General features: G+C 75.3%; 31 protein-coding genes. 13 read left to right on the top strand and 18 right to left on the bottom strand.

Going from position 1 to position 24,872, the window contains the following annotated elements:
• Positions 1-12 precede the first annotated feature (12 nt).
• The 3 genes from ABDB74_RS02175 to acs all read right to left on the bottom strand — a co-directional run bounded on the left by ABDB74_RS02175 (position 13) and on the right by acs (position 3,538).
• Positions 13-942 carry an alpha/beta hydrolase gene (locus tag ABDB74_RS02175; protein WP_346621401.1) on the bottom strand — a complete coding sequence of 310 codons (930 nt, stop codon included), beginning with the start codon at positions 940-942 and terminating at the stop codon, positions 13-15.
• A 5-nt stretch (positions 943-947) separates the two neighbouring features.
• Positions 948-1,448, bottom strand: a complete 501-nt coding sequence (locus ABDB74_RS02180) for a phage holin family protein (RefSeq protein WP_346621403.1) — start codon at positions 1,446-1,448, stop codon at positions 948-950.
• A 143-nt stretch (positions 1,449-1,591) separates the two neighbouring features.
• Positions 1,592-3,538: an acetate--CoA ligase gene (gene acs / locus ABDB74_RS02185; protein ID WP_346621404.1), complete on the bottom strand. Its 1,947-nt coding sequence runs from the start codon at positions 3,536-3,538 to the stop codon at positions 1,592-1,594.
• Between the two features lie 133 nt (positions 3,539-3,671).
• On the opposite strand from acs, the gene ABDB74_RS02190 reads away from it, so the two are divergent.
• Positions 3,672-4,382: a (2Fe-2S)-binding protein gene (locus tag ABDB74_RS02190; protein ID WP_346621405.1), complete on the top strand. Its 711-nt coding sequence runs from the start codon at positions 3,672-3,674 to the stop codon at positions 4,380-4,382.
• Positions 4,383-4,454: 72 nt separating this feature from the next.
• Positions 4,455-5,306 carry a 4,5-DOPA dioxygenase extradiol gene (gene ygiD, locus ABDB74_RS02195; RefSeq protein ID WP_346621407.1) on the top strand — a complete coding sequence of 284 codons (852 nt, stop codon included), beginning with the start codon at positions 4,455-4,457 and terminating at the stop codon, positions 5,304-5,306.
• Between the two features lie 10 nt (positions 5,307-5,316).
• Here ygiD and ABDB74_RS02200 read toward each other — a convergent pair whose 3' ends face one another.
• The 6 genes from ABDB74_RS02200 to cobC form a co-directional block, all read right to left on the bottom strand.
• Positions 5,317-5,595: a helix-turn-helix transcriptional regulator gene (locus ABDB74_RS02200; RefSeq protein WP_346621409.1), complete on the bottom strand. Its 279-nt coding sequence runs from the start codon at positions 5,593-5,595 to the stop codon at positions 5,317-5,319.
• Between the two features lie 3 nt (positions 5,596-5,598).
• On the bottom strand, positions 5,599-6,138 hold the full coding sequence (locus tag ABDB74_RS02205) for an ABC transporter permease (protein ID WP_346621410.1): 540 nt from the start codon (positions 6,136-6,138) through the stop codon (positions 5,599-5,601).
• A complete protein-coding gene (locus ABDB74_RS02210; RefSeq protein ID WP_346621412.1) occupies positions 6,135-6,452 on the bottom strand; it encodes a hypothetical protein in 318 nt (105 codons plus the stop codon). Before ABDB74_RS02210 ends, ABDB74_RS02205 begins: the two co-directional genes overlap by 4 nt.
• Positions 6,449-7,390: an ABC transporter ATP-binding protein gene (locus tag ABDB74_RS02215; RefSeq protein ID WP_346621413.1), complete on the bottom strand. Its 942-nt coding sequence runs from the start codon at positions 7,388-7,390 to the stop codon at positions 6,449-6,451. Before ABDB74_RS02215 ends, ABDB74_RS02210 begins: the two co-directional genes overlap by 4 nt.
• A 165-nt stretch (positions 7,391-7,555) precedes the next feature.
• Positions 7,556-8,779 carry a uroporphyrinogen-III C-methyltransferase gene (gene cobA, locus ABDB74_RS02220; RefSeq protein ID WP_346621414.1) on the bottom strand — a complete coding sequence of 408 codons (1,224 nt, stop codon included), beginning with the start codon at positions 8,777-8,779 and terminating at the stop codon, positions 7,556-7,558.
• Positions 8,780-8,823: 44 nt separating this feature from the next.
• Entirely contained in the window at positions 8,824-10,080 is a 1,257-nt protein-coding gene (gene cobC / locus ABDB74_RS02225) for an Rv2231c family pyridoxal phosphate-dependent protein CobC (RefSeq protein WP_346623838.1), read from the bottom strand.
• On the opposite strand from cobC, the gene ABDB74_RS02230 reads away from it, so the two are divergent.
• The 4 genes from ABDB74_RS02230 (at position 10,004) to ABDB74_RS02245 (ending at position 12,204) form a co-directional block, all read left to right on the top strand.
• Positions 10,004-10,468, top strand: coding sequence for a hypothetical protein (locus ABDB74_RS02230; protein ID WP_346621415.1), 465 nt, complete (start codon positions 10,004-10,006; stop codon positions 10,466-10,468). The genes cobC and ABDB74_RS02230 overlap by 77 nt on opposite strands.
• On the top strand, positions 10,465-10,758 hold the full coding sequence (locus ABDB74_RS02235) for a transcriptional regulator (RefSeq protein WP_346621417.1): 294 nt from the start codon (positions 10,465-10,467) through the stop codon (positions 10,756-10,758). The genes ABDB74_RS02230 and ABDB74_RS02235 overlap by 4 nt, the downstream gene beginning before the upstream one ends.
• A 68-nt stretch (positions 10,759-10,826) precedes the next feature.
• Positions 10,827-11,891 (top strand): AbrB family transcriptional regulator, encoded by a 1,065-nt coding sequence (locus ABDB74_RS02240; protein WP_346621418.1) that lies wholly within the window; start codon positions 10,827-10,829, stop codon positions 11,889-11,891.
• Positions 11,892-11,907: 16 nt separating this feature from the next.
• Positions 11,908-12,204 carry a hypothetical protein gene (locus ABDB74_RS02245; protein ID WP_346621420.1) on the top strand — a complete coding sequence of 99 codons (297 nt, stop codon included), beginning with the start codon at positions 11,908-11,910 and terminating at the stop codon, positions 12,202-12,204.
• Positions 12,205-12,210: 6 nt separating this feature from the next.
• On the opposite strand, the gene ABDB74_RS02250 is transcribed toward ABDB74_RS02245, so the two are convergent.
• Positions 12,211-12,717 carry a type II toxin-antitoxin system PemK/MazF family toxin gene (locus ABDB74_RS02250; protein WP_346621421.1) on the bottom strand — a complete coding sequence of 169 codons (507 nt, stop codon included), beginning with the start codon at positions 12,715-12,717 and terminating at the stop codon, positions 12,211-12,213.
• A gap of 172 nt (positions 12,718-12,889) precedes the next feature.
• Between ABDB74_RS02250 and ABDB74_RS02255 the strand changes: the two genes are divergently transcribed.
• Positions 12,890-13,087 carry a hypothetical protein gene (locus ABDB74_RS02255; protein WP_346621422.1) on the top strand — a complete coding sequence of 66 codons (198 nt, stop codon included), beginning with the start codon at positions 12,890-12,892 and terminating at the stop codon, positions 13,085-13,087.
• A gap of 31 nt (positions 13,088-13,118) precedes the next feature.
• Here ABDB74_RS02255 and ABDB74_RS02260 read toward each other — a convergent pair whose 3' ends face one another.
• Together ABDB74_RS02260 and ABDB74_RS02265 are read right to left on the bottom strand one after the other, a co-directional pair.
• Positions 13,119-13,544: a VOC family protein gene (locus ABDB74_RS02260; RefSeq protein ID WP_346621423.1), complete on the bottom strand. Its 426-nt coding sequence runs from the start codon at positions 13,542-13,544 to the stop codon at positions 13,119-13,121.
• A 54-nt stretch (positions 13,545-13,598) separates the two neighbouring features.
• On the bottom strand, positions 13,599-14,222 hold the full coding sequence (locus tag ABDB74_RS02265) for an MSMEG_1061 family FMN-dependent PPOX-type flavoprotein (protein WP_346621425.1): 624 nt from the start codon (positions 14,220-14,222) through the stop codon (positions 13,599-13,601).
• Between the two features lie 40 nt (positions 14,223-14,262).
• Here ABDB74_RS02265 and ABDB74_RS02270 point away from each other — a divergent pair, with 40 nt between their 5' ends.
• The gene (locus ABDB74_RS02270) at positions 14,263-14,652 is read left to right on the top strand and encodes a thioesterase family protein (protein WP_346621426.1); all 390 of its coding nucleotides are present in this window, start codon (positions 14,263-14,265) and stop codon (positions 14,650-14,652) included.
• On the opposite strand, the gene ABDB74_RS02275 is transcribed toward ABDB74_RS02270, so the two are convergent.
• The 5 genes from ABDB74_RS02275 to ABDB74_RS02295 all read right to left on the bottom strand — a co-directional run bounded on the left by ABDB74_RS02275 (position 14,639) and on the right by ABDB74_RS02295 (position 20,481).
• A complete protein-coding gene (locus ABDB74_RS02275; protein ID WP_346621427.1) occupies positions 14,639-16,141 on the bottom strand; it encodes a cobyric acid synthase in 1,503 nt (500 codons plus the stop codon). The two genes, ABDB74_RS02270 and ABDB74_RS02275, sit on opposite strands and share 14 nt — an antisense overlap.
• The gene (locus ABDB74_RS02280; protein ID WP_346621428.1) at positions 16,138-16,803 is read right to left on the bottom strand and encodes a lysophospholipid acyltransferase family protein; all 666 of its coding nucleotides are present in this window, start codon (positions 16,801-16,803) and stop codon (positions 16,138-16,140) included. The genes ABDB74_RS02275 and ABDB74_RS02280 overlap by 4 nt, the downstream gene beginning before the upstream one ends.
• Positions 16,804-16,942: 139 nt before the next feature.
• Positions 16,943-17,665, bottom strand: coding sequence for an ANTAR domain-containing protein (locus tag ABDB74_RS02285; protein WP_346621429.1), 723 nt, complete (start codon positions 17,663-17,665; stop codon positions 16,943-16,945).
• Positions 17,666-17,836: 171 nt separating this feature from the next.
• Positions 17,837-19,288 carry a PLP-dependent aminotransferase family protein gene (locus ABDB74_RS02290; RefSeq protein WP_346621430.1) on the bottom strand — a complete coding sequence of 484 codons (1,452 nt, stop codon included), beginning with the start codon at positions 19,286-19,288 and terminating at the stop codon, positions 17,837-17,839.
• Positions 19,289-19,536: 248 nt separating this feature from the next.
• The gene (locus tag ABDB74_RS02295; protein ID WP_346621431.1) at positions 19,537-20,481 is read right to left on the bottom strand and encodes a cobalamin biosynthesis protein; all 945 of its coding nucleotides are present in this window, start codon (positions 20,479-20,481) and stop codon (positions 19,537-19,539) included.
• Between the two features lie 66 nt (positions 20,482-20,547).
• Between ABDB74_RS02295 and def the strand changes: the two genes are divergently transcribed.
• From def to ABDB74_RS02320, 5 genes are all read left to right on the top strand, one after another.
• On the top strand, positions 20,548-21,105 hold the full coding sequence (gene def / locus ABDB74_RS02300) for a peptide deformylase (RefSeq protein WP_346621432.1): 558 nt from the start codon (positions 20,548-20,550) through the stop codon (positions 21,103-21,105).
• Between the two features lie 188 nt (positions 21,106-21,293).
• Positions 21,294-21,689: an FBP domain-containing protein gene (locus ABDB74_RS02305; protein ID WP_346623840.1), complete on the top strand. Its 396-nt coding sequence runs from the start codon at positions 21,294-21,296 to the stop codon at positions 21,687-21,689.
• Between the two features lie 52 nt (positions 21,690-21,741).
• Entirely contained in the window at positions 21,742-22,920 is a 1,179-nt protein-coding gene (locus ABDB74_RS02310) for a sugar phosphate nucleotidyltransferase (protein ID WP_346621433.1), read from the top strand.
• Positions 22,921-22,958: 38 nt separating this feature from the next.
• Complete coding sequence (locus tag ABDB74_RS02315; RefSeq protein ID WP_346621435.1) at positions 22,959-23,288, top strand: BTAD domain-containing putative transcriptional regulator; 330 nt, start codon at positions 22,959-22,961, stop codon at positions 23,286-23,288.
• A 101-nt stretch (positions 23,289-23,389) separates the two neighbouring features.
• On the top strand, positions 23,390-24,286 hold the full coding sequence (locus tag ABDB74_RS02320) for an FKBP-type peptidyl-prolyl cis-trans isomerase (protein ID WP_346621437.1): 897 nt from the start codon (positions 23,390-23,392) through the stop codon (positions 24,284-24,286).
• Positions 24,287-24,316: 30 nt separating this feature from the next.
• Here ABDB74_RS02320 and ABDB74_RS02325 read toward each other — a convergent pair whose 3' ends face one another.
• On the bottom strand, positions 24,317-24,868 hold the full coding sequence (locus ABDB74_RS02325) for a histidine phosphatase family protein (protein WP_346621439.1): 552 nt from the start codon (positions 24,866-24,868) through the stop codon (positions 24,317-24,319).
• Positions 24,869-24,872: the final 4 nt, after the last annotated feature.

The raw sequence follows: 24,872 nt of genomic DNA on the forward strand, positions 1-24,872 counted from the left end.
ACGGGTCCTCCCTCAGCCGCGGGCCCAGTCGGCGACGGCCCGGCTCACCTCGTCGGGGGCCTCCTCCTGCGGGAAGTGACCGACGCCGGGCAGTTCCCGCCACTCGTAGGCGCCCGCCACGTACCGGCCCGACCCCTGAGCCGTCGACGGCAGCACGCAGGGATCGGCCGCACCGTGCAGCTGCAGGGTGGGCGCGGTGACCGGCGCCGCCATCCGGCGGGCGTAGCGCAGGCCGTCGGGACGCAGCTGTGAGCGGCCGGCCCAGCGGTAGTACTCCATGGCGCCGTAGGCGGCCTGCGGGATGCGCGCCGCGGCGCGGTAGCGGTCGACGGCGGTGGCGAAGTCGGCGGTGCGCGCCCACTCCGGCCCGGCCCAGCGCTGCATGAGGTCGGCGACCGGGTCGTCGTCGGCCCGCGTCAACCGGCGTTCGGGCAGCCGCGGCACCTGGAAGCCCAGGGCGTGCCGCAGCGCCCGGCGCTGCCACCGGTCGGTCATCCCCGCCCGCAGCCGTCGGGGGTGCGCCATGGAGACGACGACCAGCCGGCGGACGACCCGCGGGTGGAGCGCGGCCACCGTCCAGCCCAGCAGCCCACCCCAGTCGTGGCCGACGACGACGGCGTCGCGCTCGCCGAGGGCGGGCACCAGCGCGGCGACGTCGGCCGACAGGGTGGGCAGGTCGTAGCCGCGGGGTGGCTTGTCACTGGCCCCGTAGCCGCGCAGATCGGGGGCGACGGCGCGGAAGCCCGCGTCGGCCAGGGCGGTGAGCTGCGCGCGCCAGGTCCACCAGAACTGGGGGAAGCCGTGCAGCAGCAGGACCAGCGGCCCCTCGCCGGCCTCCGCGGCGTGCAGCCGCACGCCGTTGGCGGAGATGTCGCGGTGGGTCCAGGGCCCGGGGAGCAGGACGCTGGTGGCGTCGGGACGGCCGTCCGGAGGGACGGTCACCGGCCTCAGACCTTGTAGGACTCGTTGCGGTTGAGCGCGACCTTGCCGCCGCTGACCACCGGGACCTCGCGGTGGCGGGCGCCGGGCGCCTCACGGTGCATGACGTCGGGCAGCTCGCGCAGCGACTCCATCGTCCGCTCGGGCTTCTCGATCTTCTTCAGCATCTTCCTGCCGACCAGTGCGGCGACGCCGGCCAGCGCGATGAGCAGGACGAAGACGATCAGGTAGGAGATCCACCGCGCGAGGCCGAGCCAGGTGAGGAACTCGGCCAGCGTGATGAAGAAGAAGATGCCCGCGAAGGCGGCGAAGACGCCGGCCGCCGCGAAGGAGGCGGCGCTGACGGCGCCCTTCTTCGCCGAGGTGCCGATCTCGGCCTTGGCCAGCTCGATCTCGTTGCGGACGAGCGTCGAGACGTCGGCCATCGCGCTCTGCACGAGCGTGCCGATCGAGGGCTCGACGGCCGGGCTCGCGCCGTCGGTGCGGATCTGCGACACACTGTGGGCCACGGGGGCTCCTCCTTCGGTCCTGCCTGCGGGGCACACCGACGTGCATGACGCGCGCCCCTGGTCAGGGGAATCGTGCCCCATGATCGCCGTCAGCGCCCTCCCGGCTCCCTGGTCGGGGGCCGGGAGGGCGGGACAGGTGTGGGCTATTCGGCGGGTGTGGCGGGCAGTTTGTCCTTGATCATGTTCATGACCGAGGAGTCGGTGAGGGTGGTGACGTCGCCGAGTTCGCGGTTCTCGGCGATGTCGCGGAGCAGCCGGCGCATGATCTTGCCCGAGCGGGTCTTGGGGAGTTCCTGGACGACCATGATCTGGCGTGGTTTGGCGATGGGGCCGATGTCGCGGGCGACGTGGGTGCGCAGGGTCTGCACCAGTTCGTCGCCGGAGTCCTCGGCGTTGCCGCGGAGGATGACGAAGGCGACGATGCCCTGCCCGGTGGTGGGGTCGCTGGCGCCGACGACGGCGGCTTCGGCGACGGTGGGGTGGCCGACGAGGCTGGATTCGACTTCGGTGGTGGAGATGCGGTGGCCGGAGACGTTCATGACGTCGTCGACGCGGCCGAGCAGCCAGATGTTGCCGGCGGTGTCCTTCTTGGCGCCGTCGCCGGCGAAGTAGACGTCGGTGCCGAAGCGGGACCAGTAGGTGTCGACGTAGCGGTCGTCGTCGCCCCAGATGGTGCGCAGCATGGCCGGCCAGGGCTCGGTGAGCACGAGCAGGCCGGTGGAGTCGTCGGTGAGCTCGTTGCCCTCGTCGTCGACGACCTTGGCGGAGATGCCGGGGAAGGGGTGCTGCGCGGAGCCGGGGGTGAGGGTGGTGACGCCGGGCAGCGGGGTGAGCATGTGGGCGCCGGTCTCGGTCTGCCACCAGGTGTCCATGATCGGGCAGCGGCCGCCGCCGACGTGCTGGTGGTACCACAGCCACGCCTCGGGGTTGATCGGCTCGCCGACCGAGCCGAGCAGCCGCAGCGAGGTCAGGTCGAACCCGGCGGGGATGTCCTCGCCCCACTTCATGAACGTGCGGATCACGGTGGGGGCGGTGTAGAGGATGGTGACGCCGTATTTCTGGATGAGTTCGAACCAGCGGCCGCGGTGCGGGGTCTCCGGGGTGCCCTCGTACATGACCGAGGTGGCCCGGTTGGCCAGCGGCCCGTAGACGATGTAGCTGTGGCCGGTGACCCAGCCGACGTCGGCGGCGGTCCAGTACACGTCGGTGTCGGGCTTGAGGTCGAAGGTGGCCCAGTGGGTGTAGGCGACCTGGGTGAGGTAGCCGCCGGAGGTGTGCAGGATGCCCTTGGGCTTGGCCGTGGTGCCCGAGGTGTACATGATGTAGAGCGGGTGCTCGGCGTCGAAGAACTCGCACGCGTGCTCGGCCGGCTGCCGGCCCACGACGTCGTGCCACCACAGGTCGCGGCCCTCGGTCCACTCCACGTCCTGCTCGGTCCGCTTCACCACGACGACGTTGCGGACGCCGGGGCTGCGGCCCACCGCGTCGTCGACGGCGGGCTTGAGCGCGCTGGGCGCGCCGCGGCGGTACCCGCCGTCGGCGGTGATGACCAGGACGGCGCCGGCGTCGTCGAGCCGGCTGGCCAGGGCGTCGGCGGAGAACCCACCGAAGACCACCATGTGCACCGCGCCGATGCGGGCGCAGGCCAGCATCGAGATGATCGCCTCGGGGATCATCGGCAGGTAGATCGCCACCCGGTCACCGGCGCGCACGCCGAGCTCGGTCAGCGCGTTCGCGGCCCGGCAGACCTCGTCGGTGAGCTGGGCGTAGGTGAGCGTGCGGGTGTCGCCGGGCTCACCCTCCCAGTGGTAGGCCACCTGCTCGCCGTGCCCGGCCGCCACGTGCCGGTCCAGGCAGTTGTAGGCGACGTTGAGCTTCCCGCCGACGAACCACTTCGCGAACGGCGGGTTGCTCCAGTCCAGCACCGTGTCCCAGCGCCGGTCCCAGGTCAGCCGCTCGGCCGCGGACTCCCAGAACCCCAGCCGGTCCCGGGCCGCCTCCTCGTACACCTCCGGGCCGACGTTCGCCTGCGCGGCGAGGCTCTCCGGCGGCGCGAACGTGCGGCCGTCGTCCTGGGTCGTCTCACTCATGGGGTCCTCCCGGGTCCGGCGTCGCCTGGCTCCGCGACGGTGCGGCGTGTTCCAGGACACACCGTATGGCCCGGGTGGCCCGGCGTCTTCCCCGTGCAGCGTCGCGCGACGGCCGTTCCCGCACACTGGGTGGGTGACAGAACCGCAGGTGGCGGTGGCGGCGCGCCTCCCGGGTGCCGCCGCCCTCGGGCTCGTCCCCCCGCTCGGCGCCCCGGCGGTGCCCGCGGACCGGCTGGCGGACCCGCGGTGGCTCGGCGAGCTGCTCGCCGCCCGGGCCGCCCGCCAGCGGGCCGGGGACCTCCGCGTGCAGGCGACGGTCTGGTGGTACTCGGCGTCGGCGGTGCTCCTGGCCCCGGTCCTCGCCGGGCTCGCCGTCGGGCGGCCGCTGTCGGCGCGGCCGGCGGACACCACCGTCTGCCTCGGCCCCGGCGGCCTGCCGGTCGCCTCCGTCTCGGCGGTCGCGGGAGGGGACCCGGCCGCCGGCGTGCGGGAGTGCCTCGCGGCGGTCGTCCCCGCGGTGGCCGCGGCCGGCCGGATGCGGCCCCGGCCGCTGTGGGCCATCGCCACCGACTCGCTGGCCAACGGCCTGCTGGCCCTCGGCCGGGCGCTCGGCGACGTCGCCGCGGTCACCGCGCTGGCCGGCCCGCTCGCCACGGCGGTCGGCCCGCCGCTCCCGGTGCCGCGCTACGTCGACGTCGCCGGCGCGCGGTTCACCGCGCGGGTCTCGTGCTGCCTGATGGACCGGCTGCCGCACGGGGCGACCTGCCTGTCCTGCCCGCGCCGGCCGGCGGCCGAGCGGCAGATCCTGCTCGAGGACGCCGCGGCCCGGCAGCCGCAGCCGTGACCCGCGCGCCTCGCCCCGCGGGCGCGTCCGGGAGATGATCGGCGCAGTCGGCGACGGAGGGGGAGGTCAGCGATGCCCGTGATGCCTGCCGCGTTCATCGGTCACGGCAACCCGATGAACGCCCTGGAGAGCAACCGCTACACGGAGGCCTGGCGGGCCTTCGGCCGGGCGGTTCCCCGGCCGCGGGCGATCCTCGTCGTCTCCGCCCACTGGTACGTGCACGCCACCGCGGTCACCGCCATGGCCCGACCGCGCACCATCCACGACTTCTTCGGTTTCCCGCGCGAGCTGTTCGACGTGCGCTACGAGCCGCCGGGGCTGCCCGAGCTGCACGCGGAGGTGGCCGACATCGTCCACCCCACGTGGGTGGGCGCCGACCTCGACAGCTGGGGGATCGACCACGGCACCTGGTCGGTGCTGCGGCACGCCTTCCCGGAGGCGGACATCCCGGTGGCGCAGCTGTCGATCAACGCGCTCAAGACGGTCGACTACCACCTGCAGCTGGGGGCGGCCCTGGCTCCGCTGCGGGAGGACGGCGTGCTGGTGATCGGCAGCGGCAACGTGGTGCACAACCTCGGCGGGGTGAGCCGGGCCCTGCCCGACGCCGGGTTCGACTGGGCGCAGCGCTTCGACGAGGCGGCGAAGGAGTGCATGCTCACCGACCCGGCCGGCCTGGGCCGGCTCGACGGCCACCGCGACTACGACCTCGCCGTCCCCACCCCGGACCACTTCCTGCCGCTGCTCTACGTCGCCGGGATGGCCGGGGCGACCGACGCCCCGGTCGACGTGCTGGTCGACGGCTACGCCTACGGCTCGCTGTCGATGACCTCCTACACCGTCGGCATGGAGGCACCCGAGGCCGAGGGCTCGGGCGTCGCCGCGGCGCTCCCGGACGGTCCGCCACCGGACGGCGCCAACATCTGAGCGGGGCCGGTCAGGCCGTGCGGGGCCCCTCCTCCCGCGCCCGGTGCAGGTCGCTGATGCGCGGGAAGGGTCGGGTGGAGAAGACCGCCTCCACCGGAACGCCGAAGAACTCCGCGATCCGGAGCGCGAGGTGCAGGCTCGGGTTGTACTCGCCGCGCTCCAGGTAGCCGACGGTCTGGTAGTGGACGCCGAGCGCGTCCGCGAGCTCCCGCCGGGTCACCTGCTGCTCGGCGCGCAGCAGGGCGATCCGGTTGTGGACGGCGTCGCCGGTGGGACGTTCGGGGGCCACCGGTCAGCGCACCCACTGCAGGGTGGCCTCCCGGGCCGCCGCCACCTGCGAACCGGACTGCCGGCGGGCCATCCGGCGCAGCACCCGCGGGGTCACCAGCGCGCCGAACACCGCCCACGCGGCGAGGACGAGGACGGTCGGGCCGGTGCGCCAGGAGTCGCCCAGCTCGAGGGTCACCGCGGCGTCGGGGAGGAAGGCCGAGCGCAGCCCCAGCCCGATCCAGTAGACGGGGAAGACCTGGGCCACGGCCTGCACCCATCCCCACAGCGCCTGGATGGGGAAGAAGATCCCCGAGATCGCCGTGAGGACCATGATCGGCAGCATCCCCCACGTGCCGACCTTCTGCGTGCTCGGGACGACCGAGCCCAGGATCATCCCCAGCGGCAGCGTCGCGAGCAGACCGAGCACGACAACCCACGCCACCGTGAGCCAGCCTGCCGCGCCGCCGTGCATGAGGCCGTCGAAGAGCAGGAAGCTCGGCACCAGGATGGTCGGCAGCGAGGGGAGCAGGCCCAGGGAGTGGTAGGTGAGCTGACCGGTCACGTACCCCGGCATCCCGTGCGGGAGGGCTTGTGCCGCAGCAGCGTGCCGTCCTCCCGCTCCATCGCCAGCGCGAACGCCGGCCCGATGACGACACCGAAGGCCAGCAGCGCACCGAGGATGCTCGGCAGCGCGTAGGTGGGGTACATCAGCCCGGTGCCCTCGAGCTGGTTGTCCCGGTTGAACCAGAGGAACGTCAGGGTGCCGACGGCGGTGAACAGGTAGAAGCCCTGGTCCTGCGCGCTCCGCAGGCTGAGCACGAACTCGGTCCAGCCGCGGCGCAGCCCGAGGCCGATCGCATGCCGGGTGCGGTTCATCGGGTGACCTCCTCCAGGACGGGCGCGGCCGGGCGGCCGGCCTCGAAGCGCTGCACCATCGCCAGGTAGGTGTCCTCGAGGCTGGCCCGGCGGACCTCCAGGTCGGTCAGCTCGTCGCCGTGCTGCTCGAACAGCGAACGGACGAACGGGACGACGTCGTCGGTCGGGTGCACGAAGCGCTCGGGGCCGCAGGCCCAGTGGACCTCCGCCGTCCCGGCCACCTGGCGGGTCAGCTCCTCGGCGCTGCCGTCGGCCACGATCCTCCCGTTGGTCAGGATGAGGATCCGGTCGGCCAGCTTCTCCGCCTCGGCCAGGTCGTGGGTGGTGAACAGGATGGTGGTGCCCTCCAGGTCGGACAGGCGGTGCACCAGGTCGTGGAAGTCCCGCCGCGCCTGCGGGTCGAACCCGGCGGTGGGCTCGTCGAGGAAGAGCAGCTCGGGCCGGCCGATGATGCCCACCGCGACGTCGAGCCGGCGGCGCTGACCGCCGGAGAGCGTGCCGATCTTCCGGTCGGCGTGCTCGGCGAGGCCCACGGTGCCGAGCAACTGGTCGACGTCGTGGGGCCGCGGGCGCTCGGGCGTCGAGTACGGCGTGAAGTAGCCGCCCAGCTGGGTGAGCAGCCGGCGCGGGGTCCAGCGCGCGTGGTCCCGCCACGACTGGAGGACCACGCCCACCCGGGCACGCCACGCATCCCCGGCGCGGGCCGGGTCCTCGCCGAGCACCCGGACCTCCCCGGCCGAGGGCAGCCGGAAGCCCTCGAGGATCTCGACGGTCGTGGTCTTGCCGGCCCCGTTGGGTCCCAGGAGGCAGATGACCTCACCGGCGTGGACGTCGAGGTCGACGCCGGCCAGCACCTCGTGCTCGCCGTAGGTCATCCGCAGCCCGCGGACGCGCACCACCGGTTCGTCGAGCGCGCCGTGGTCGAGGCCTGGACTCATTCGGACACCACCCTGTGGGAGACCTGACTCATTCGGACACCACCCTGTGGGAGACCTGCCGTTCGGTCGCGCAGATAGTAGGAGTGCTACATGGGCAGCACAAGTGCTTTCACCCCGGTCGGCGCGGGGCAGCGCGGTGCGGGGCCCGCGGATCGAACGGTCCGGTCAGCGCGGGGCGGTGAGACCCACGACCTCGCCGACGACCCAGACGGCCGGGGGGCGGATGCCTTCCTCGGCGAGGGTGCGGGGGAGGTCGGCGAGGGTGGTGCGGACGGAGTGCTGGGTGGCGGTGGAGCCGTCGGCGACGACGGCGACGGGGGTGTCGGGGGCGCGGCCGTGTTCCACCAGTGCCGCGGCGATGGCGGGGGCGGTGTCGACGCCCATGAGGACGACGACGGTGCCGCGCAGCCGGCCCAGGGCGGGCCAGTCGACGAGGGACTGGGGGTGGCCGGGTGGGAGGTGGCCGGAGACGACGACGAACTCGTGGGTGAGGCCGCGGTGGGTGACGGGGATGCCGGCCAGGGCGGGGACGGCGATGGCGCTGGTGATGCCGGGGACGACCTCGACGGGGATGCCGGCGGCGGTGCAGGCCTGGAGTTCTTCGAGGCCGCGGCCGAAGACGTAGGGGTCTCCGCCCTTGAGGCGGACGACGCGGCGGCCGGCGCGGGCGTGTTCGACGAGGAGTTCGTTGATGCGTTCCTGGGCCATGGAGCGGCCGCGGGGGAGTTTGGCGGCGTCGATGATCTCGACCTCGGGGGGCAGGGAGGCGAGCAGGGCCTGGGGGGCGAGGTGGTCGGCGACGACGACGTCGGCGGTGGCCAGGGCCTGCCGGCCGCGGACGGTGATCAGGCCGGGGTCGCCGGGGCCACCGCCCACGAGGACGACGCTGCCGTGCGGGGTGGGTCGGGCGGCGCGGTCGCGGATGGTGCCGTCGGTCAGCCCCGCCACGATCGCGTTCCGCACGCCGATCGCCCGCTGCGGATCCCCGCCGCCGTGCACGCCGACGACCAGATCCCCCTGGCGGCCGATCGCGGGCGTCCACACGCTGGAGGCGGCGCGGTCGTCGGCCCGGGCGCAGAAGATGCGCGCCTGCTCGGCCTCCTCGGCCACGGCCGCGTTGACCGCGGGGTCGTCGGTCGCGGCGACGGCGTACCAGGCGCCGTCGAGGTCGCCGGGCCGGTAGGGCCTGGCGTGCCAGGTCACCCGCCCCGAGGACGCCAGCGACTCCAGCGCCGGGGTCACCTCCGGGCTGACGACGGTGATCCGGGCCCGGGCCTCCAGGAGGCCGGCGACGCGCCGGTGGGCGACCCGGCCGCCGCCCACGACCACGACCCGCCGGTCGAGCAGCCGGAGGCCGACGGGGTAGACCGTTCCCGATCCGGGCGGCACCGGGGTCGCGTGCCTCTCCCGTCCGGGCGGCTGCGGGGCGCTGGTCAGCGGATCTCCTCGGGGATGCCGGAGGTGCGCTCCGGTGCGGCGTGGGGCCGGCGTGTCCCCGACAGGATCCCAGCGAGGGCCTCGGCGAACGCGCGGGAGGTCTCCGGGTCGCGGATCGCGACCCGCAGGTGATCGGCCGACAGGCCCGGGAAGGTGTCGCCGCGGCGCACCGCCCAGCCCTCGTCGCGCAGCGCCGCGCGCACCCGTTCTCCCTCGGGGACGTGGAGCAGCAGGAACGCCGAGCGCGGGTCCCCGAGCACCTCCACCCCCGGCGGGAGGGCGGCGAGCAGGGCCGCCCGATGGCCGGTCAGCGCGACGGCGGCCGCGTGCGCCTCGGCGCGGGCGGCGGGGGTGCTGCAGGCCACCAGCGCGGCCAGGGCAGGCGTGCTGACCGGCCACGGCGGCTGCTGCTCGGCCATCGCGGCGACCAGTTCCGGCGGCCCGAGCGCGTAGCCCACCCGGAGCCCGGCCAGCCCCCACGTCTTGGTCAGGCTGCGCACGACGAGCAGCCCGGGCAGGTCGGCGCGCCCGGCCAGGGACTCCGGCTCGCCGGGGACGGTGTCGGCGAACGCCTCGTCGACCAGGACGACCCGGCCGGGGCGGGCCAGCGCCGCCACCCGGGCGGCCGGGTGCAGCACCGACGTCGGGTTGGTGGGATTGCCGAGGACGACGAGGTCGGCGTCGTCCGGGACGGCGGCCGGGTCGAACCGGTAGCCGTCCTCCGCGCGCAGGAGCAGCCGGGTGACCGGGTGCCCGGCGGCCCGCAGCGCGGCCTCCGGCTCGGTGAAGGACGGGTGGACGACGACGGCCTTCCGCGGTCGAAGCGCGCGGGCGAGCAGCACGAACGCCTCGGCGGCGCCCGCGGTGAGCAGCACCTCGGCGGGGTCGCGGCCGTGCGCGGCCGCGACCGCAGCCCGGGCCGGCGCGGCGTCGGGGTAGCCGGCGCTGTCGTCCAGCGCGTCGCGCAGCACGCCCCGGAGCCATGCCGGGGGCGTGCCGGCCCGCACGTTGACGGCGAGGTCGATCAGGCCGGGTGCCAGCTCGGCGTCCCCGTGGTGTCGCAGATCCGTCACGTCTCCTCTTCGCGGTCGTGGTCGGAGGCCATGAGACCACGGGCGTGTAACAGGCGTGTGGCGCCACTTGACGGATCGGAAAGTGACGAGCACGCTTTCCGACATGGAAAGCGACCAGGCCGACGCCCGTGACCAGCTGGCCGCGCTGCAGGCCGACCGGGTGGCCCTGGCCGCGCGCATCACCCAGCCCTGGTGGTGGGACGTCGCGCTCGGGCTGCTGTTCGCCGGGTTCATCAGCAGCTACTCGTCCCACAGCGTCTGGGTCATCGTCGCGGCACTGGTGCTCTTCCTGGCCGGCGTCCGGGGATTGATCGCCGTGTACCGGCGGATCACCGGGGTCTGGTGGGACGCCAGCAAGGTGGGCCCGGTCCAGGAGCGTGTCCAGCGGGCGTTGCGTCGGTTGTCGGCCGGCTACTTCGCCCTGCTGGCCGTCGGCGGCGCAGCGGAGTTCCTCCTCGACGTGCGGGGCGCGATGGTCCTGGTCGGCGTCCTGCTCGGTGTCGTGGTCGCGCTGAGCTCCAGGTGGGTGACCCGGATCTACGTCGCCGGGTTGCGTGCGGCACGGTGACCACCGTCGCGCCGCGCTTCGACCCGGTGATCCACGCCCCGCCCCGCCTGCAGGTGTGCGGGCTGCTCGCCGTCGTCGACACCATGGACTTCGCGACCGTCCGCGAGGAGGTCGGCGTGAGCGACTCGGTGCTGTCCAAGCACGTCCGCCAGCTCGAGGAGGCCGGCTACGTGCAGGTGCGCAAGGCCACCCGGGCCTCTCGGGTGCGCACGACCCTCGCCCTGACCGCCGAGGGCCGGCGGGCCTTCGACGCGCACGTCGCCGAGCTGCGGCGGATCACCGGCGGCTGACCCCTCGCACGTGTCCCGCGGCACACCGGCAGAGTGTGCGCCGACGGGCGCGGGAGAGCGGGGGACCGGTGCGGGGCAGGCGGGGCGCACGGCTGCTGGACGCCGCCGCCGTCGTCGTCGGCGCGGTGGTCCTGGGCCTGCTGCTCGGACTCGCCGGGCTGCCCTCGCCGGCGCTGTTCGGCGGGCTGGTCGCCGGGCTGGTCCGGGCGCTCGCCGTCCGGGTGCCGGACCGCCTGCCCGAGCACGCCGGCACCGCGGGGCAGGCGGTCATCGGCGTGGCCATGGGTGCGCTGGTCGACCTGGGCACGCTGCGGGCGGTGGCCGCCAACTGGCTGCCCGTCCTGCTGGTCACCGTCGCGACCCTGCTGCTCAGCCTCCTGGCCGGGGCGGCGCTGCGCCTGCACCGGGGCATCAGCCCGGTCACCGGGGCCTTCGCGATGATCGCCGGCGGCGCCTCCGGGATCGTCGTGATGGCCCGTGAGCTCGGCGCCGACGCGCGCATGGTCGCCGTCCTGCAGTACCTGCGGGTGCTGCTCATCGTGCTGCTGATGCCGGTCGTCGCCGCCACCGCGTTCGGAGCGACCGCGGGCGCCGGGATCGTCCCCGACGACCCCGCCGCCCCGGGCCTGCTCGCCGGTCTCGCGTTCACGGTGGCCTGCGGGGTCGCCGGCCTGGTCGTCGGGCGGCTGCTGCGGGTGCCGGTCGCCGCGCTGCTGGGCCCGCTCGTCGCCGCGGCGGTGGCCGATCTCACCGGCCTGTCCGGCGGCGCGGAGGTGCCCACCCTGCTCGAGGGCGCGGCGTTCCTCGTGATCGGCCTGCAGGTGGGGCTCAGCTTCACCCGGGACAGCCTGCGCACCATCGGCCGGGCGCTGCCGCTCGCCCTGGCGATCACGGCCGCCCTCGTCCTGGCCTGCGCCGGTCTGGGTGCGCTGCTCGCCGCCGCCACCGGGGCCAGCGCGCTCGAGGGCTACCTGGCGACGACGCCCGGCGGGCTGTACGCGGTCCTCGCCACGGCTCGGGACGTCGGCGCCGACGTCACCTTCGTCCTGGCCGTCCAGGTGCTCCGGTTGTTCGTCATGCTCTTCAGCGCGCCACTGGTCGCCCGGTGGCTGCGGCGGTCGCACCCACGCTGAACCGGCGCCTACTCTCGTGGACCGGCGTGCGAGCGGGAGGAGAACCGAACTGTCCGAGGAGACTGCGCCCGGGACGGACCCCGGCGCCCAGGACGCGGTCCTGCTGTTCGTCGGCGGCCCGCTGGACGGGCGGGTCGAGGTCCGCGAGGCCCGGCACGGCGACCCGCTGCCCACGATCACCCACGTGCACCTGCACGGCGGGCCCAAGGTCGTGCACCGGTACGACCTCCAGGTGGTGGGCGAGCAGGCGGGGGTCTACCACCTGCGGCCGCCGGCCCAGAAGCTCACCCGCGAGGACCGGCTCGCCGACTGACGGCGGTCACCAGCCCTGCACCCGGCGGGCCTGGCCCACGACGCGCTCGAACCGCGCCCGGTCCAGAGCGGCCCCCTCCCTCCGCACGGTCGCGGGGTCGAGCACGAGCAGGCGGTCCAGCCGGACCTCGCTGGGGCGCCGGCGCGGATCCCAGGCGCCGGTGCCGACGTCGGTCCACGACCGGCCGTGCCGGGCCTCGTCGGCGGCGTCCCGGTCGTGGTCCCGGCTGCTGAGCAGGAGACCGAGCAGCTCCGCGCCGCGGCGGCCGATCACGAGGACCGGGCGGTCCTTGCCCCGGCCGTCGCCCTCGTCGAAGGGCACCCAGGCCCACACGACCTCACCGGGGTCGGGCCGTTCGTCGTCGTGCGGGCGGTACTCCACGTCGACCGGGCCCGGCGTGGGCGGTGACGTCCCCGGGCGGGGCGGCCGCGCGCCACGACCCCGCGCGAGGACGCCGCGGACGTGGCCCGCCACGCGGGCCGCCGTCCGCCCGAGCCGTCGAGGAGCTGCCATGGAATGCACCGTAGGGAGGCGCGATCAGGTGGCCCCAGGACACGAAAGCATCACCGGGTGTCACATGTGACTCATCGACACCATTTGGTGACGGTGAGGGTTGATGACGTCGATAGGGGGGCACCATGGCATCGCGGGGTGCGTCGCGGCTCCCCGGGAGAAGGGGGTCTCCATGACGTCGGCCGAGCCCGTACGCCCCGCCGTCCCGCGGGCGCGCGAGGTCCAGGCGAGTGTGCTCGCGGCCTTCCAGCTGGTGGAGGACGCGCGTTATCTCGGCTCCAGCCGCAGACGCCGGCGGTTGCGCGTGCGCGCCCTCGCCGAGCGCGCGGTGGCCGACCGCAAGCTGGCCCGCGACCTGCGCGCCGGCTGAGTCTCCGCGCACGTCCCACGAGGCTCGCTCCTCAGGTGAGGCAGAACTCGTTGCCCTCCGGATCGGCCAGCGTGACCCACTCGTAGGGCCCCTGGGACGCGCGCCAGAGCTCGGTGGCCCCCAGGGCCAACAGCCGCGTGAGCTCCGCCTCCCGCGCCTCGGGGCCCACACGCACGTCGAGGTGCAGCCGGTTCTTCCCCGCCTTCGGCTCCGGCACCAGCTGGAAGAGCAGCCGCGGGCGGCCGGGATCGGGTGACCGGACGGCCGCCCCCATCCGCCACACCAGGGCGCCGCGGTGCCGGGTGGTGTCCTCCTCCGCCGCGGCCCCGGACTCGACCATCCGGCGGATGAAGGCCTCGTCCTGCGCTTCCACCTGCCACCCGAGCACCTCGGCCCACCAGTCGGCGAGCTCGTGCGGCTCGGAGCAGTCGATCGTCATCTGCACGTCGAACGCCATGGCCGCAGGTTAGGGCCGGGTGCCGACATCCCGGCCACGTCCGGAGGTGAGGATTCAGAGCTCCTCGGCCAGCCCCGCCCGGATCGTGGCGTCGTCCGGCAGGTCGTGCTCCAGCGCGCAGTGGTCCCGGATCACCCGGCCGAACGGCGTGAGCGACGTGGGGTCCACCCGCTTCGCCGGGTCCCAGAGGCCCGAGCGCATGACCGACTTCGGGCACTGGAAGTACGCCCGCCACACCTCCATGACCAGCACCGACAGCGGCGCCCGGCCGAACTCGGTGAGGTCCACGGGCAGGTCGTCCGGCGCGACCAGCGCCGCCGTGCCGTACACCCGCAGGGTCTGCTCGATGCCGGGGACCAGGAACATCAGCGCCGCGCGCGGGTTCGCGGTCACGTTCCGCAGGCTGTCGACCCGGTTGTTGCCCGGCCGGTCCGGCAGCAGGAGCCGGCGCTCGTCGAGGACGTGGACGAAGCCCGGGTCACCGCCGCGCGGGGAGACGTCCGGCCAGCCCTCGGCGTCGGCGGTGCACAGAGTCGCGAAGGGGGAGTGCGCGATGAACTCGCGGCAGTGGGCGTCCAGGTGGTCGATCACCTTGTCCAGCACCAGGCCGCCCGGCGTCCGGTAGCCGGCGAGCACCGGGTCGGCGGTGGGCAGCGGAGGCAGCGGGGCGGCGGGCACGCGACGACCGTAGACGGTCGCCGGGCTAGCGTGGCTCCTCGTGCCGCAGGTGTGGAGCTCTCCCGTCCGATACGTCGAGTGCGATCAGCAGGGCGTCGTCTTCAACGCCCACTACCTCACGTGGGCCGACGAGGCCTCGAACGGGTGGTGGGCCGCGCACGGGCTGGCGTGGGACGAGCTGGTCGTCCGAGGCATCGACCCGGTGGTCAAGGCCAGCTCGCTGGAGTGGACGTCGTCCGCCCGCTGGGGCGACACCGTCGCCGTGGACGCCGAGACCGAGAAGGTGGGCCGCACCAGCGTGTCGGTGCGCTTCACCGTGCGCGTGGGCGAGCGGGTCTGCTGCGTCGTCCGCACCACCTACGTCTCCGTCGCCGAGGGCCGCGCCACCCCCTGGCCGGACGACGTGCGGGCGCGCCTCACCGAGGGCTGAAGCCCGCCCCCGGCGGCAGCAGCGGCAGGCCGGCCGGCGGCCCGGACTCGATCAGCCGCCACAGCGCGTCGGTGTCGGCGTGCTCGGCGATCAGGTCGCCCAGCCGGTCCAGCCGGGCCTCCCGCACCGCGGCGAACTCGGTGTCCGGTGCGGGCACGAACCGGCGGCCGGTGGTGCGGGCCACCTCCGTGAGGAAGGCCCGGCGGAACCCGTCGTTCTCCAGGGCGCCGTGCCAGGTGGTGCCGAACACCGATCCGGCCCGCGCCCCGTCGAGGAAGGGCTCGGCCTCGGCGTCGACGGTCACGATCCCGTGGTGGATCTCGTAGCCGTGCACCGGCTCGCCCAGCGCCGAGCCCACCGGGCGGGCGAGGGTCTTCTCCGCGGCGAAGCGGACCTCGGCCGGCAGCAGCCCCAGCCCGGGCACGGTCCCCGCCCGCGACTCCACCTCGTCGGTGATCGTCCGGGCCAGCATCTGGTGCCCCCCGCAGATGCCGAGCACCGGCGTCCCCTCCGCGGCCCGGCGCAGCACCGCGTCGGCCAGGCCGGTGCTGCGCAGCCACGCCAGGTCCGCGACCGTCGCCCGGCTGCCCGGCAGCACCACCAGGTCGGCGTCGGCGAGCTCCTCCGGGCGGGTCGCGTACCGCACCAGCACCCCGGGCTCGGCGGCGAGCGCATCGAGGTCGGTGAAGTTCGACAGCCGGGGCAGTCGGGCGACCGAGACGCGCAGGACGTCGTCGCCGAGCGGCGCCGCCCCGGCCGTCGCGGCGGGCACGTTCAGCGAGTCCTCGACGTCCAGTTCCAGGCCGCCGAGCCAGGGCAGCACCCCGAGGGTCGGCCGGCCGGTGAGCGCGGCCAGCTGGTCGAGCCCGGGACGCAGCAGGCGGACGTCGCCGCGGAACTTGTTCACCAGGAACCCGGCGACCAGCCGCTGGTCGCCCGGCGGCATGAGCGCGACCGTGCCGTGCAGGGCGGCGAAGACCCCGCCGCGGTCGATGTCACCGACGACGAGCACCGGCAGCTCCGCGGCGGTGGCCAGCCCCATGTTCGCGATGTCGTCGGCGCGCAGGTTGATCTCCGTGGGGGAGCCCGCCCCCTCGCAGACGACGACGTCGAAGCGGGACCGCAGGTCGGCCAGCGACTCGAGGACCTGCTCCAGCAGCGCCGCCTTCATCGGCCGGTAGGACAGAGCCGTGACGTCGGCGACCGGCCGGCCCAGCACCACCACCTGGCTGGAGTTCTCGCCGCCGGGCTTGAGCAGCACCGGGTTCATCGCGGCCTCCGGCGCCACCCGCGCGGCGGCGGCCTGCATCACCTGCGCGCGCCCGATCTCGGCGCCGTCGAGGGTGACCATGGAGTTGTTGCTCATGTTCTGCGCCTTGAACGGCGCCACCGACACGCCCTGGCGCACCAGCCAGCGGCAGATGCCGGCGGTGACGACCGACTTCCCCGCGTCGGAGGTGGTCCCGGCGACCAGCAGCGCCCCGCTCATGCGGCCTCGGTCGGGAGCTCCCAGCCGACCGTCTCCTGGCCGGACAGCTCCGCGATGGCGACCATGATCCGGTCGGTCACCTCCCGGCGGGCCCGGCCGTTGCCGGCCTTGCCGCGCAACTCGGGGAAGGTCAGCGGCTCGCCGAAGGTGATCGCGATGCGGTGCGGCCGCGGCCACCGCGCGCCGATCGGCTGTGCCTTGTCGGTGCCCTGGACGGCCACGGGCACGACCGGGCAGTCGGCGGTCAGGGCCAGCCAGGCCACGCCGGTCTTCCCGCGGGCGAGCCGGCCGTCCCTGGACCGGGTGCCCTCCGGGTAGAGGCCGAAGGCGGTGCCGCCCCGCAGGATCCGCAGGGCGGTGTCCAGCGCCGCCTGCGCGGCCCGGTGCGTCTCCCGCTCGATCGGGTGAGCACCCAGCGCGGTGAACAGCGTCCGGGTGAACCAGCCGGCGAAGCCGGTGCCGGTGAAGTACTCCGCCTTGGCCAGGTAGGCCACCCGGCGCGGCGCCACGGTCGGGATCACGATGCTGTCGATGAAGGACAGGTGGTTGCTCGCCAGGATGACCGGGCCCTGCAGCGGCACGTGCTCGCGGCCGGTCACCCGCGGACGGAAGAGCACCCAGAACAGCGGCCGGACGACGAAGCGCACGAGAACGTAGAACAACGGTGCTCCTCAATCGGCTGCTCCGCGGCGGACCGTCGGACGACGGCGCCCGGAGACTCCGGGCCCGGACACCGCGGGCCCGCCACGATCCTGCCGGACGGCGCCGCGCGCCCCGGCAGCGGCTCGGCGAGCCGCTCCGCTAGTGCGCCGGCCGCGCCGGGGGGCAGGCGTCGCGGAGGATGCGGCGGACGTCGTCGGGGAGGGCGCCCCGCCCGACCGCCGACTCGGTGATCGCGAGGGCGACGTCGCGCACCTTCCGGTGGGTGTGGCTGGAGATGTGGGTCAGCAGCCCGAAGGCGACCTGCTCGCCGCAGCTCGTCAGGAGCATCAGGATGCCCTTGGCCTGCTCGATGACCGCCCGGCTGGCCATCGCCGTCCGCAGCTGGGCGGCCTCGGCCTCCAGCGCGGAGAGCCGGTCGGCCCCGGAACCTCCGGAGACGGCCGGGATCTCGACCAGCAGCCCCTCCACCGCGCCCTCGTCGGCCCGGCTGGGCTCGCCGACCAGCATGGCGGCCCGTTCCGGCCCCGGGCCGTCGACCAGCCGGACCTGCAGGGAGAACGTCCGGGCCTCGGCGCAGGCGGCGGTGAGCGCGGCGACCGTCCGCTCCCGGTCGTCCGGGTGCTGCGGGGCCACGAACGTCTCCGTGCAGGGCGTGACGCCGGCGGTCGCCCCGAGGAGCTCGGTCAGCTCCGGGGACCACCACCAGGCCCCGCTGCGCCCGTCGAAGCGGTACCGCCCCGGGCTGCGGGCGCCCCCCTGGTCGCGGGGCGCGCCCGGGACCCGGGACACCGAGCGGCGGGGACGGCCCGCGGTGGGCTGCTGGGCGGAGCGCCGGGCGAGGGGCGGGGTGGGGTGGGTCATGGCGACTCCACGTGGTTCGCCGGAGGGGGGCGAGACGTGTCGGCACAGCCGTGGGTTCGACCGCCGCCGGACCGCCGTTCCCGGCCGCCCGGTCACTGCGGACCGTAGCTCCGCCTCCGGTCGGCCGCACCCGCGATCCGGGATCGCCCGGCGCGCGCCGACGGCGGTCGGTCAGACCACCGTGGACGGCGGGAGCGGCGGCCGTCCCGCCGGCCGGCTCCGCACGGCCGCGTCGAGCCGCGCGAGCACCGCCACGGCGGCGCGCAGCTCGGCCGGTGGCCGGGAGAAGGGGAGCCGGAGGTGGTCGTCGAAGGCGTGGCCGGTCCCGAAGGCGCGGCCCTCGGCGAGCAGCAGGCCCTCCGGACCCGCGGCGGCGGCGAGCGCCGCGGAGCTCAGCCCGGCCGGCAGGCGGCACCAGAGCGACAGCCCGCCGTCCGGCGTCGGGACCGACCAGTCGGGGAGGGCCCGGGTCAGCTCCGCGACGAGCACGTCCCGCCGCTCGCGCAGCGTCGCCCGCCGCTCGGCGAGGACCTCGTCCAGCGAGCGCACCAGGAGCGCCGCGGCGAGCTGGTCGAGGATCCCCACGGTCAGCTGCCGCCGGCCGAGGGCGGCGGCGAGCTGGGCGGCGAGCGCGGCGTCGGTCCGCAGCCAGCCGATCCGCAGCCCGCCCCACACCGCCTTGGACAGGCCGCCCACCGTGATGGTCGCGGCGTCGGGGAGCCCGGCGGCGAAGGGTGGCAGCGCGTCCCCGTCGAGGTGGAGCTCGGCGGTCACCTCGTCGACGACGGCCAGCACCCCCTGCTGCCACAGGGTGGCCGCGAGCCGCCGGCGCCCGGAGGCCGAGACCCGGGCGCCGCTGGGGTTGGAGAAGTCGGGCATGAGGAAGGCCAGCCGCGGGCTGCTCTGCCGGGCGACCACGTGCGCCGCGCCGACGAGGGCGTCGGGGTCGGCGGCGTCCAGCGCGGCGGGCACGCAGCGGCCGCCGTGCGCGGCCACCATGGTCACCGCTCCCGGGTAGGTGGGGTGCTCCACGAGCACGCGGTCGCCGGGTTGCAGGAGCGTCTCGAGGACGACCGCGGTGGCGTCGCCGGTCCCCGCGGTGATCACGACCTGGTCGGGCTCGGTCGGCAGGCCGCGGGCGGTGAACCGGTCGGCCACGGCCGCCCGCAGCTCCGGCAGCCCGCTCGCCGCGTACCCGTGCCCGGTCGCGAACGCCGGCAGGGCGGTGAGCGCCTGCTCGTAGGCGGCGGCCAGCTGCGGCGCGGCCTCGGGGGCGGCGTGGGCGAGGTCCAGCACCGCCGGATCCGTGCTGGGCGGCCCCCAGGAGGAGTCCCGGGCCGGGGGGAGCCCGGTGACGGTGCCCGACCCGTGCCGGGTGCTGGCGTACCCCTGCTCCCGCAGCAGCCGGTAGGCCGATGACACGGTCACGCGGGACACGCCGACCGCGGCGGCCAGCTCGCGTTCCGCGGGCAGCCGGCTGCCCACGGGGAGGAGCCCGGTGGACACCAGCTCGCGGATCCGGCCGGCGAGGCCGATGTACCGCGGCCCGGCCAGGGAGTCGGCCGCGGCGAGCAGGGTGGCCAGCTCCTTCGGGGAAGTGGACCGGTTACCGGCGATTGGCATGGGGCCACCATGCCGTAGTGGACCGCGAACGACCAGCTCTCATGGTGCCAGTCTTCGGTCATGACTCCAGGTGGTGTGCTCGCTCTCGTCGTCCTCGCCGGGCTCGGTGCTCTCTCGGTGACCACGCTGGTCGTCACCGTCCGCGGCGGTCGCGGCGCAGCCGATCCCCCGGCCAGCCACGCCCGCGTCGACCCCGCCGGGTTCCCGGTGCCGCCCCGGCCGCGCGGCGTCGTGCACGTGCGCCGGGTTCAGCGCCGGCGTCCCGAGCGTGCGCCGGCCGCCAGGATCGCCGCGGCGGTCCAGACGGCCCGGGACAGCCGCACCGCGCGGGGGATGTCCCCGGCAGCCGGTGCGCGACCGCTGCCGAGCAGCGGGCGGTCCTCGACCCGGCTGCCGTAGACGTTGCGGCCACCCAACTGCAGCCCGAGCGCACCGGCGAGCGATGCCTCGCACCGCCCCGCGTTCGGGCTGGGGTGCGCGGCGCCGTCGCGCCACCAGGCCCGCCAGGCGCCACCCGCCGAACCGCCCGCCAGCGGCGCGCAGAGCACGGTGAGCGCGGCGGTCAGCCGCGCCGGCACCCAGTTGGCGACGTCGTCGGCGCGGGCCGACGCCCACCCGAAGCGCTCGTAGCGCTCGGAGCGGTGACCGACCATCGCGTCCAGGGTGTTGACCGCCCGGTAGCCGAGCAGGCCCGGCAGCCCGGCCAGCGCCCCCCAGAGGAGCGGGGCGACCGCCGCGTCCGAGGTGTTCTCCGCGACCGACTCCACGGTCGCGCGGGCCAGCCCCGCCCCGTCGAGCGCGCGGGGGTCGCGACCGGCCAGGCCCGGCAGGGTGGCCCGCGCGGCCGGCACGTCGTCGGCCGCCAGCGCGCGGTGCATGCGGTCCGCCGTCCGGGCCAGCGACGTCCCGCCCAGCACGGTCCACGTCGCGGCCGCCGTCCCCACGACGCGGAGCACCGGTCGCCGTCGGGTGCCGTGGTCGGCCGCCACCCCGAGGACGACCACGCCCCCGGTGAGCGCCAGCCAGTGCGCCGCGCCGGCTGCGCGCGAGTTCCGCCACAGCCGGCGTTCCACCGCGGCCGCGAGGCGGCCGAACCCGGCGACCGGGTGCCCCCTCCGGGGGTCGGCGAGGGCGAGGTCGGCCAGTGCGCCGAGGGCCAGGCCCAGAGCGGTCGGGGTGTCGGGACGGCGCACGGCGTCATGGTGCCAAGCCCCCGGTGGCCGGTCCCCGCCCGGGCGCCGTCCCTAGGATCGGTCGGCATGCGCCTGTTCGGCCGTTACGACGGCGTCGCCCGGCCGATCGTCACCTACGGCAGCAACCCCGTCCTGCACCGGCGGTGCGCCGAGGTCACCACGTTCGACGACGGCCTGCGCCGGCTGGTCCTGGACATGTTCGCGAGCATGACGGCCGCCGACGGGGTCGGGCTGGCGGCGAACCAGATCGGCGTGGACGCCCGGGTGTTCGTCATCGACTGCCCGGACGCCGACGGTGAGGACGTCGTGGGCTACGTCGTCAACCCGTCGCTGACCCTGCTCGACCCGGTCGGGGACGACCCGGCGGAAGAGGTTACCGAGGAGGGCTGCCTGTCGGTGCCCGGCCCCTACGCCGAGCTGCCGCGCGCGTTCCGGGCGCGGGTGGACGGGATCGACCTGCACGGGGACCCGGTGACGATCGAGGCGACCGGCATGGCCGCCCGGTGCCTGCAGCACGAGGTCGACCACCTGAACGGGACGGTGTACGTCGACCTGCTCCCCGAGGAGCACCGCGAGCGGCTGCTCGCGGAGGCCGCGGGCCCGGAGGGCGAGCTGCCCGCCTGAGCGGGGGCGCGGGCCGGAAAAGGTGCTGAGGTCGTCCGCGACATCGGTGATGATCTCCGCCGGCCCGTACGACCGACGAGAGGCATCCCCGGTGAGACCGCTGACCGAGACCCAGGTCCGGCGTTCGTTTCGTCAACTGCTCGCGCGGAGAGGCCGACGGCCTGACCCTGCCGAAGGACTTCGACAGCCTGGACTGGGCGGAGCAGGACGTGCTCGGCTGGCGGGACCCGACGGCGCCCCTGCGCGGATACCTGGTGGCGGAGGTCGACGGCGAGCCGGTGGGCATCGCCGTCCGGGCCGCCGACAGCAGCATGTCCAGCCGCACGGCGGCCATGTGCCTGCCGTGCGAGACGGCGCAGACCGGGAACGGCGTGTCGCTGTTCACCGCCCGGCGGACCGGGGAGGCCGGCCGGAACGGCAACACCGTGGGCACCTACATCTGCGCCGACCTGCGGTGCTCCCAACGGGTGCGGACCGAGATCCCGCCGTGGATGCAGGAGCGGGATCCGGCCGAGGTGGTCCCCGAACGGGCCGCGGAGCTGCGGGAACGGGTGCTCGGCTTCCTCGCGTCGGTGCGCCGCTAGCCCGGTGGTCCCGCGAAGGGTGCGCGGGCCCCGGCCGGGGTAGCTGAGCGGCATGGCGCTCCCGCGGATCCTCGTGCTCGTGCTCGCCGGCGGCGCCGGAGGCCGCCTGGAACTGCTCACCGAGCGGCGGGCGAAGCCGGCCGTCCCCTTCGCGGGGGTCTACCGGCTCATCGACTTCCCGCTGAGCAACTGCCAGAACTCCCAGATCGCCGACGTCTGGGTCTCCATCCAGTTCCACCCCACGTCGCTGCACGACCACCTGTCCAACGGCCGTCCCTGGGACCTGGACCGGACGGCCGGCGGGCTGCTCACCCTCCCGCCGTACAAGGGGACCGAGCGGGGTGGCTGGAACACCGGGACGGCGGACTCGCTCTGGCGCCACGCGGAGCTCATCCGCGCCTTCGACCCCGACGCGCTGGTCGTCGTCAGCGCCGACGCGGTCTACAAGCTCGACTACCGGGAGGTCGTCGAGGCGCATGTGGGTTCGGGCGCCGAGGTGACGATGGTGACCACCGAGGTCACGGCCGACGACGCCTCGCGCTACGGGATCGTCGAGACCGGCGAGGGGGACCGCATCACCGGCTACGCCTACAAGCCCGACGAGCCGGCGACGACGACGGCCACCAACGAGGTGTTCGTCTTCTCCCCGACCCCCACGCTGGACCGGCTCGAGGCGCTCAGCGACGAGGCTGGGGAGGAGGGGCTCGAGGACCTGGGCACCCGGTTGCTGCCCGCGCAGACCCGGGACGGCCTCGCCCGCGCCTATCCGCTGCAGGGCTACTGGCGCGACGTCGGCACCGTCCCGGCGTACTGGGAGGCCCACCGGGAGTTCATCTCCGCGGATCCGCCGCTGGACCTCGACGCCCCGCGGTGGCCGGTGCACACGCGGGGAGGGCGGCGCAGCGCCGCGCGGGTGCTGAGCGGGGCCGTCGTCGAGGACAGCCTGATCTCCGGCGGCACCCGGGTGGGCGGTGAGGTGCGCGGCTCCACGTTCTCCCCCGGGGTGGTGGTGGAGCGGGGGGCGACGGTCGTCGACTCGGTCCTCCTGCCCGGGGTCCGTGTGCGGTCGGGCGCGACGGTGACCCGGGCGGTGCTCGACGACGGCGTCGACGTGGGGCACGACGCCTCGGTCGGCGGGGACGGGGAGATCACCCTCGTCGGGCGTGCGGCGCGGGTCGCCGACGGCACCGAGCTGGTGGCGGGCGCCCGCTTCCCCGAGCCGGAGGGGTGAGCCGGAAGCGGCCCGGCCGCTTCCGCGTTGCCCGGGGCATGACCCAGCCCTTCGAGCTCGACCTGCACTCGGAGTTCCTCCGGGCCGACCTCTACCTGAACATGGGTCAGCCCGCCGAGGCCGCGCGCATCCTCGGGCCCCTCGTCGACGCCGAGCCGCGCAACGAGGCGGCGCAGGAGCTGCTGGCGCGGGCCTACTACGGCTCGGCGCAGCTGGGCCCGGCCGAGGAGGCGCTGCGCCGGCTCGTGGAGCTGGCGCCCAGCAACGGCTGGGCCCGGCGTGCGCTGGCCCGCACGCTGGAGCGGCAGAGCCGCCCGGCCGAGGCCGGCGTGCACCACCGGGTGGCCGACGCCCTCGGCGCGGCCTGACCCCGCTCGGGCGTTCTGGGACGATGGGCGCGGGGTGCTGCCGCTGTGCCCGTCCCGCCCCACAGTTCCCGACACGAGCGCCCGCTCGGCCAGGAGATCCCATGATCCGCCGCACCGTCCCCGGCGCGTTCCTCGCGCTGACCCTCGCCCTCACCGCCTGCGGGGGTGGCGAGGGGGAGATCTCGTCGCCTGCCGCCGCCGAGGTGGCCGAGGAGATCACCACCGACCTGTCCGAGGCCCCCGAGATCCCGGCCGCCGACGCCCCGGCGCCGGCGGAGCTGGTGATCGAGGACGTCGTGGTGGGCGACGGCGCCGAGGCCGTCGAGGGCACGTCCGTCGAGGTGAAGTACGTCGGCGGGTTCTACGAGACCGGCGAGGAGTTCGACTCGTCCTGGAGCCGCGGGGCGGACGAGACCCTGCCGGTCGTCCTCGGGGCGGGGCAGGTCATCCCCGGCTTCGAGCAGGGCATCACCGGCATGCGGGAGGGCGGCCGGCGGGTGGTCACGATCCCGAGCGAGCTCGGCTACGGCGACAGCGCCAGCGGCCCGATCCCCGCCGGCTCCACGCTGGTCTTCGTGATCGACCTCGTGGAGGTCACCACCGACCTGCCCGAGGCCCCCGGCATCCCGGCCCCCGACATCCCGGCTGCCGACGCCCCGGCGCCGGAGGAGCTGGTGGTCGAGGACGTCGTGGTGGGCGACGGCGCCGAGGCCGTCGAGGGCAGCGCGGTGGAGGTGAAGTACGTCGGCGGGTTCTACGAGACCGGCGAGGAGTTCGACTCGTCCTGGAGCCGCGGGGCGGACGAGACCCTGCCGGTCGTCCTCGGGGCGGGGCAGGTCATCCCCGGCTTCGAGCAGGGCATCACCGGCATGCGGGAAGGCGGCCGGCGGGTGGTCACGATCCCGAGCGAGCTCGGCTACGGCGACAGGGCCAACGGCCCGATCCCCGCCGGCTCCACGCTGGTCTTCGTGATCGACCTCGTCGAGGTCACCGGCTGACCTCGCACCGGCCCTCCGGCCGGGGCACGGTCACTCGCAGACCTCGAGCCGGGTGACCGTGCCGTTGTGCGGCGTGATCGCCGGCATGGCGTCGGGGCCCAGCCCCGCGGCCACCGCCTGCGCGGCGCGGATGGTGTCGCCGTGCGTGACGAGCGCGACGACGTCGGCCGGCGGCTCGACGCACAGGTGGGTGAGGAAGGCGGCGACCCGGGCGTGCAGCTCGGCCAGGCTCTCCCCGCCCTCGGCCGACCAGTGGGCGTCGGACCAGTCGACGACGTCCCACAGCTCCCGGGACGGCCGGCCCTCGAGCACGCCGTAGCCCTGCTCCCGGAGCGCCGGGGTGGTGGAGAAGGGCAGCCCGGTCGCGCGGGCGCAGTACTCGGCGGTCTGCACCGCGCGCAGCAGGTCGCTCGACAGGAGCGCGCCCGGGCGCAGGCCGGCCAGCTCCGCGGCGGCCGTCTCGGCCTGCGTACGGCCCAGCGGGGTCAGCGGCACGTGTGCGGTCTGGCCCTGCATGAGGCCGGCGGCGTTCCACTCGCTCTGCCCGTGGCGCACGAGCAGGAGGGTGACGGGGTGGGCCATGGCA

The organism is Blastococcus sp. HT6-4 (genome assembly GCF_039679125.1).
Classification (GTDB): domain Bacteria; phylum Actinomycetota; class Actinomycetes; order Mycobacteriales; family Geodermatophilaceae; genus Blastococcus; species Blastococcus montanus.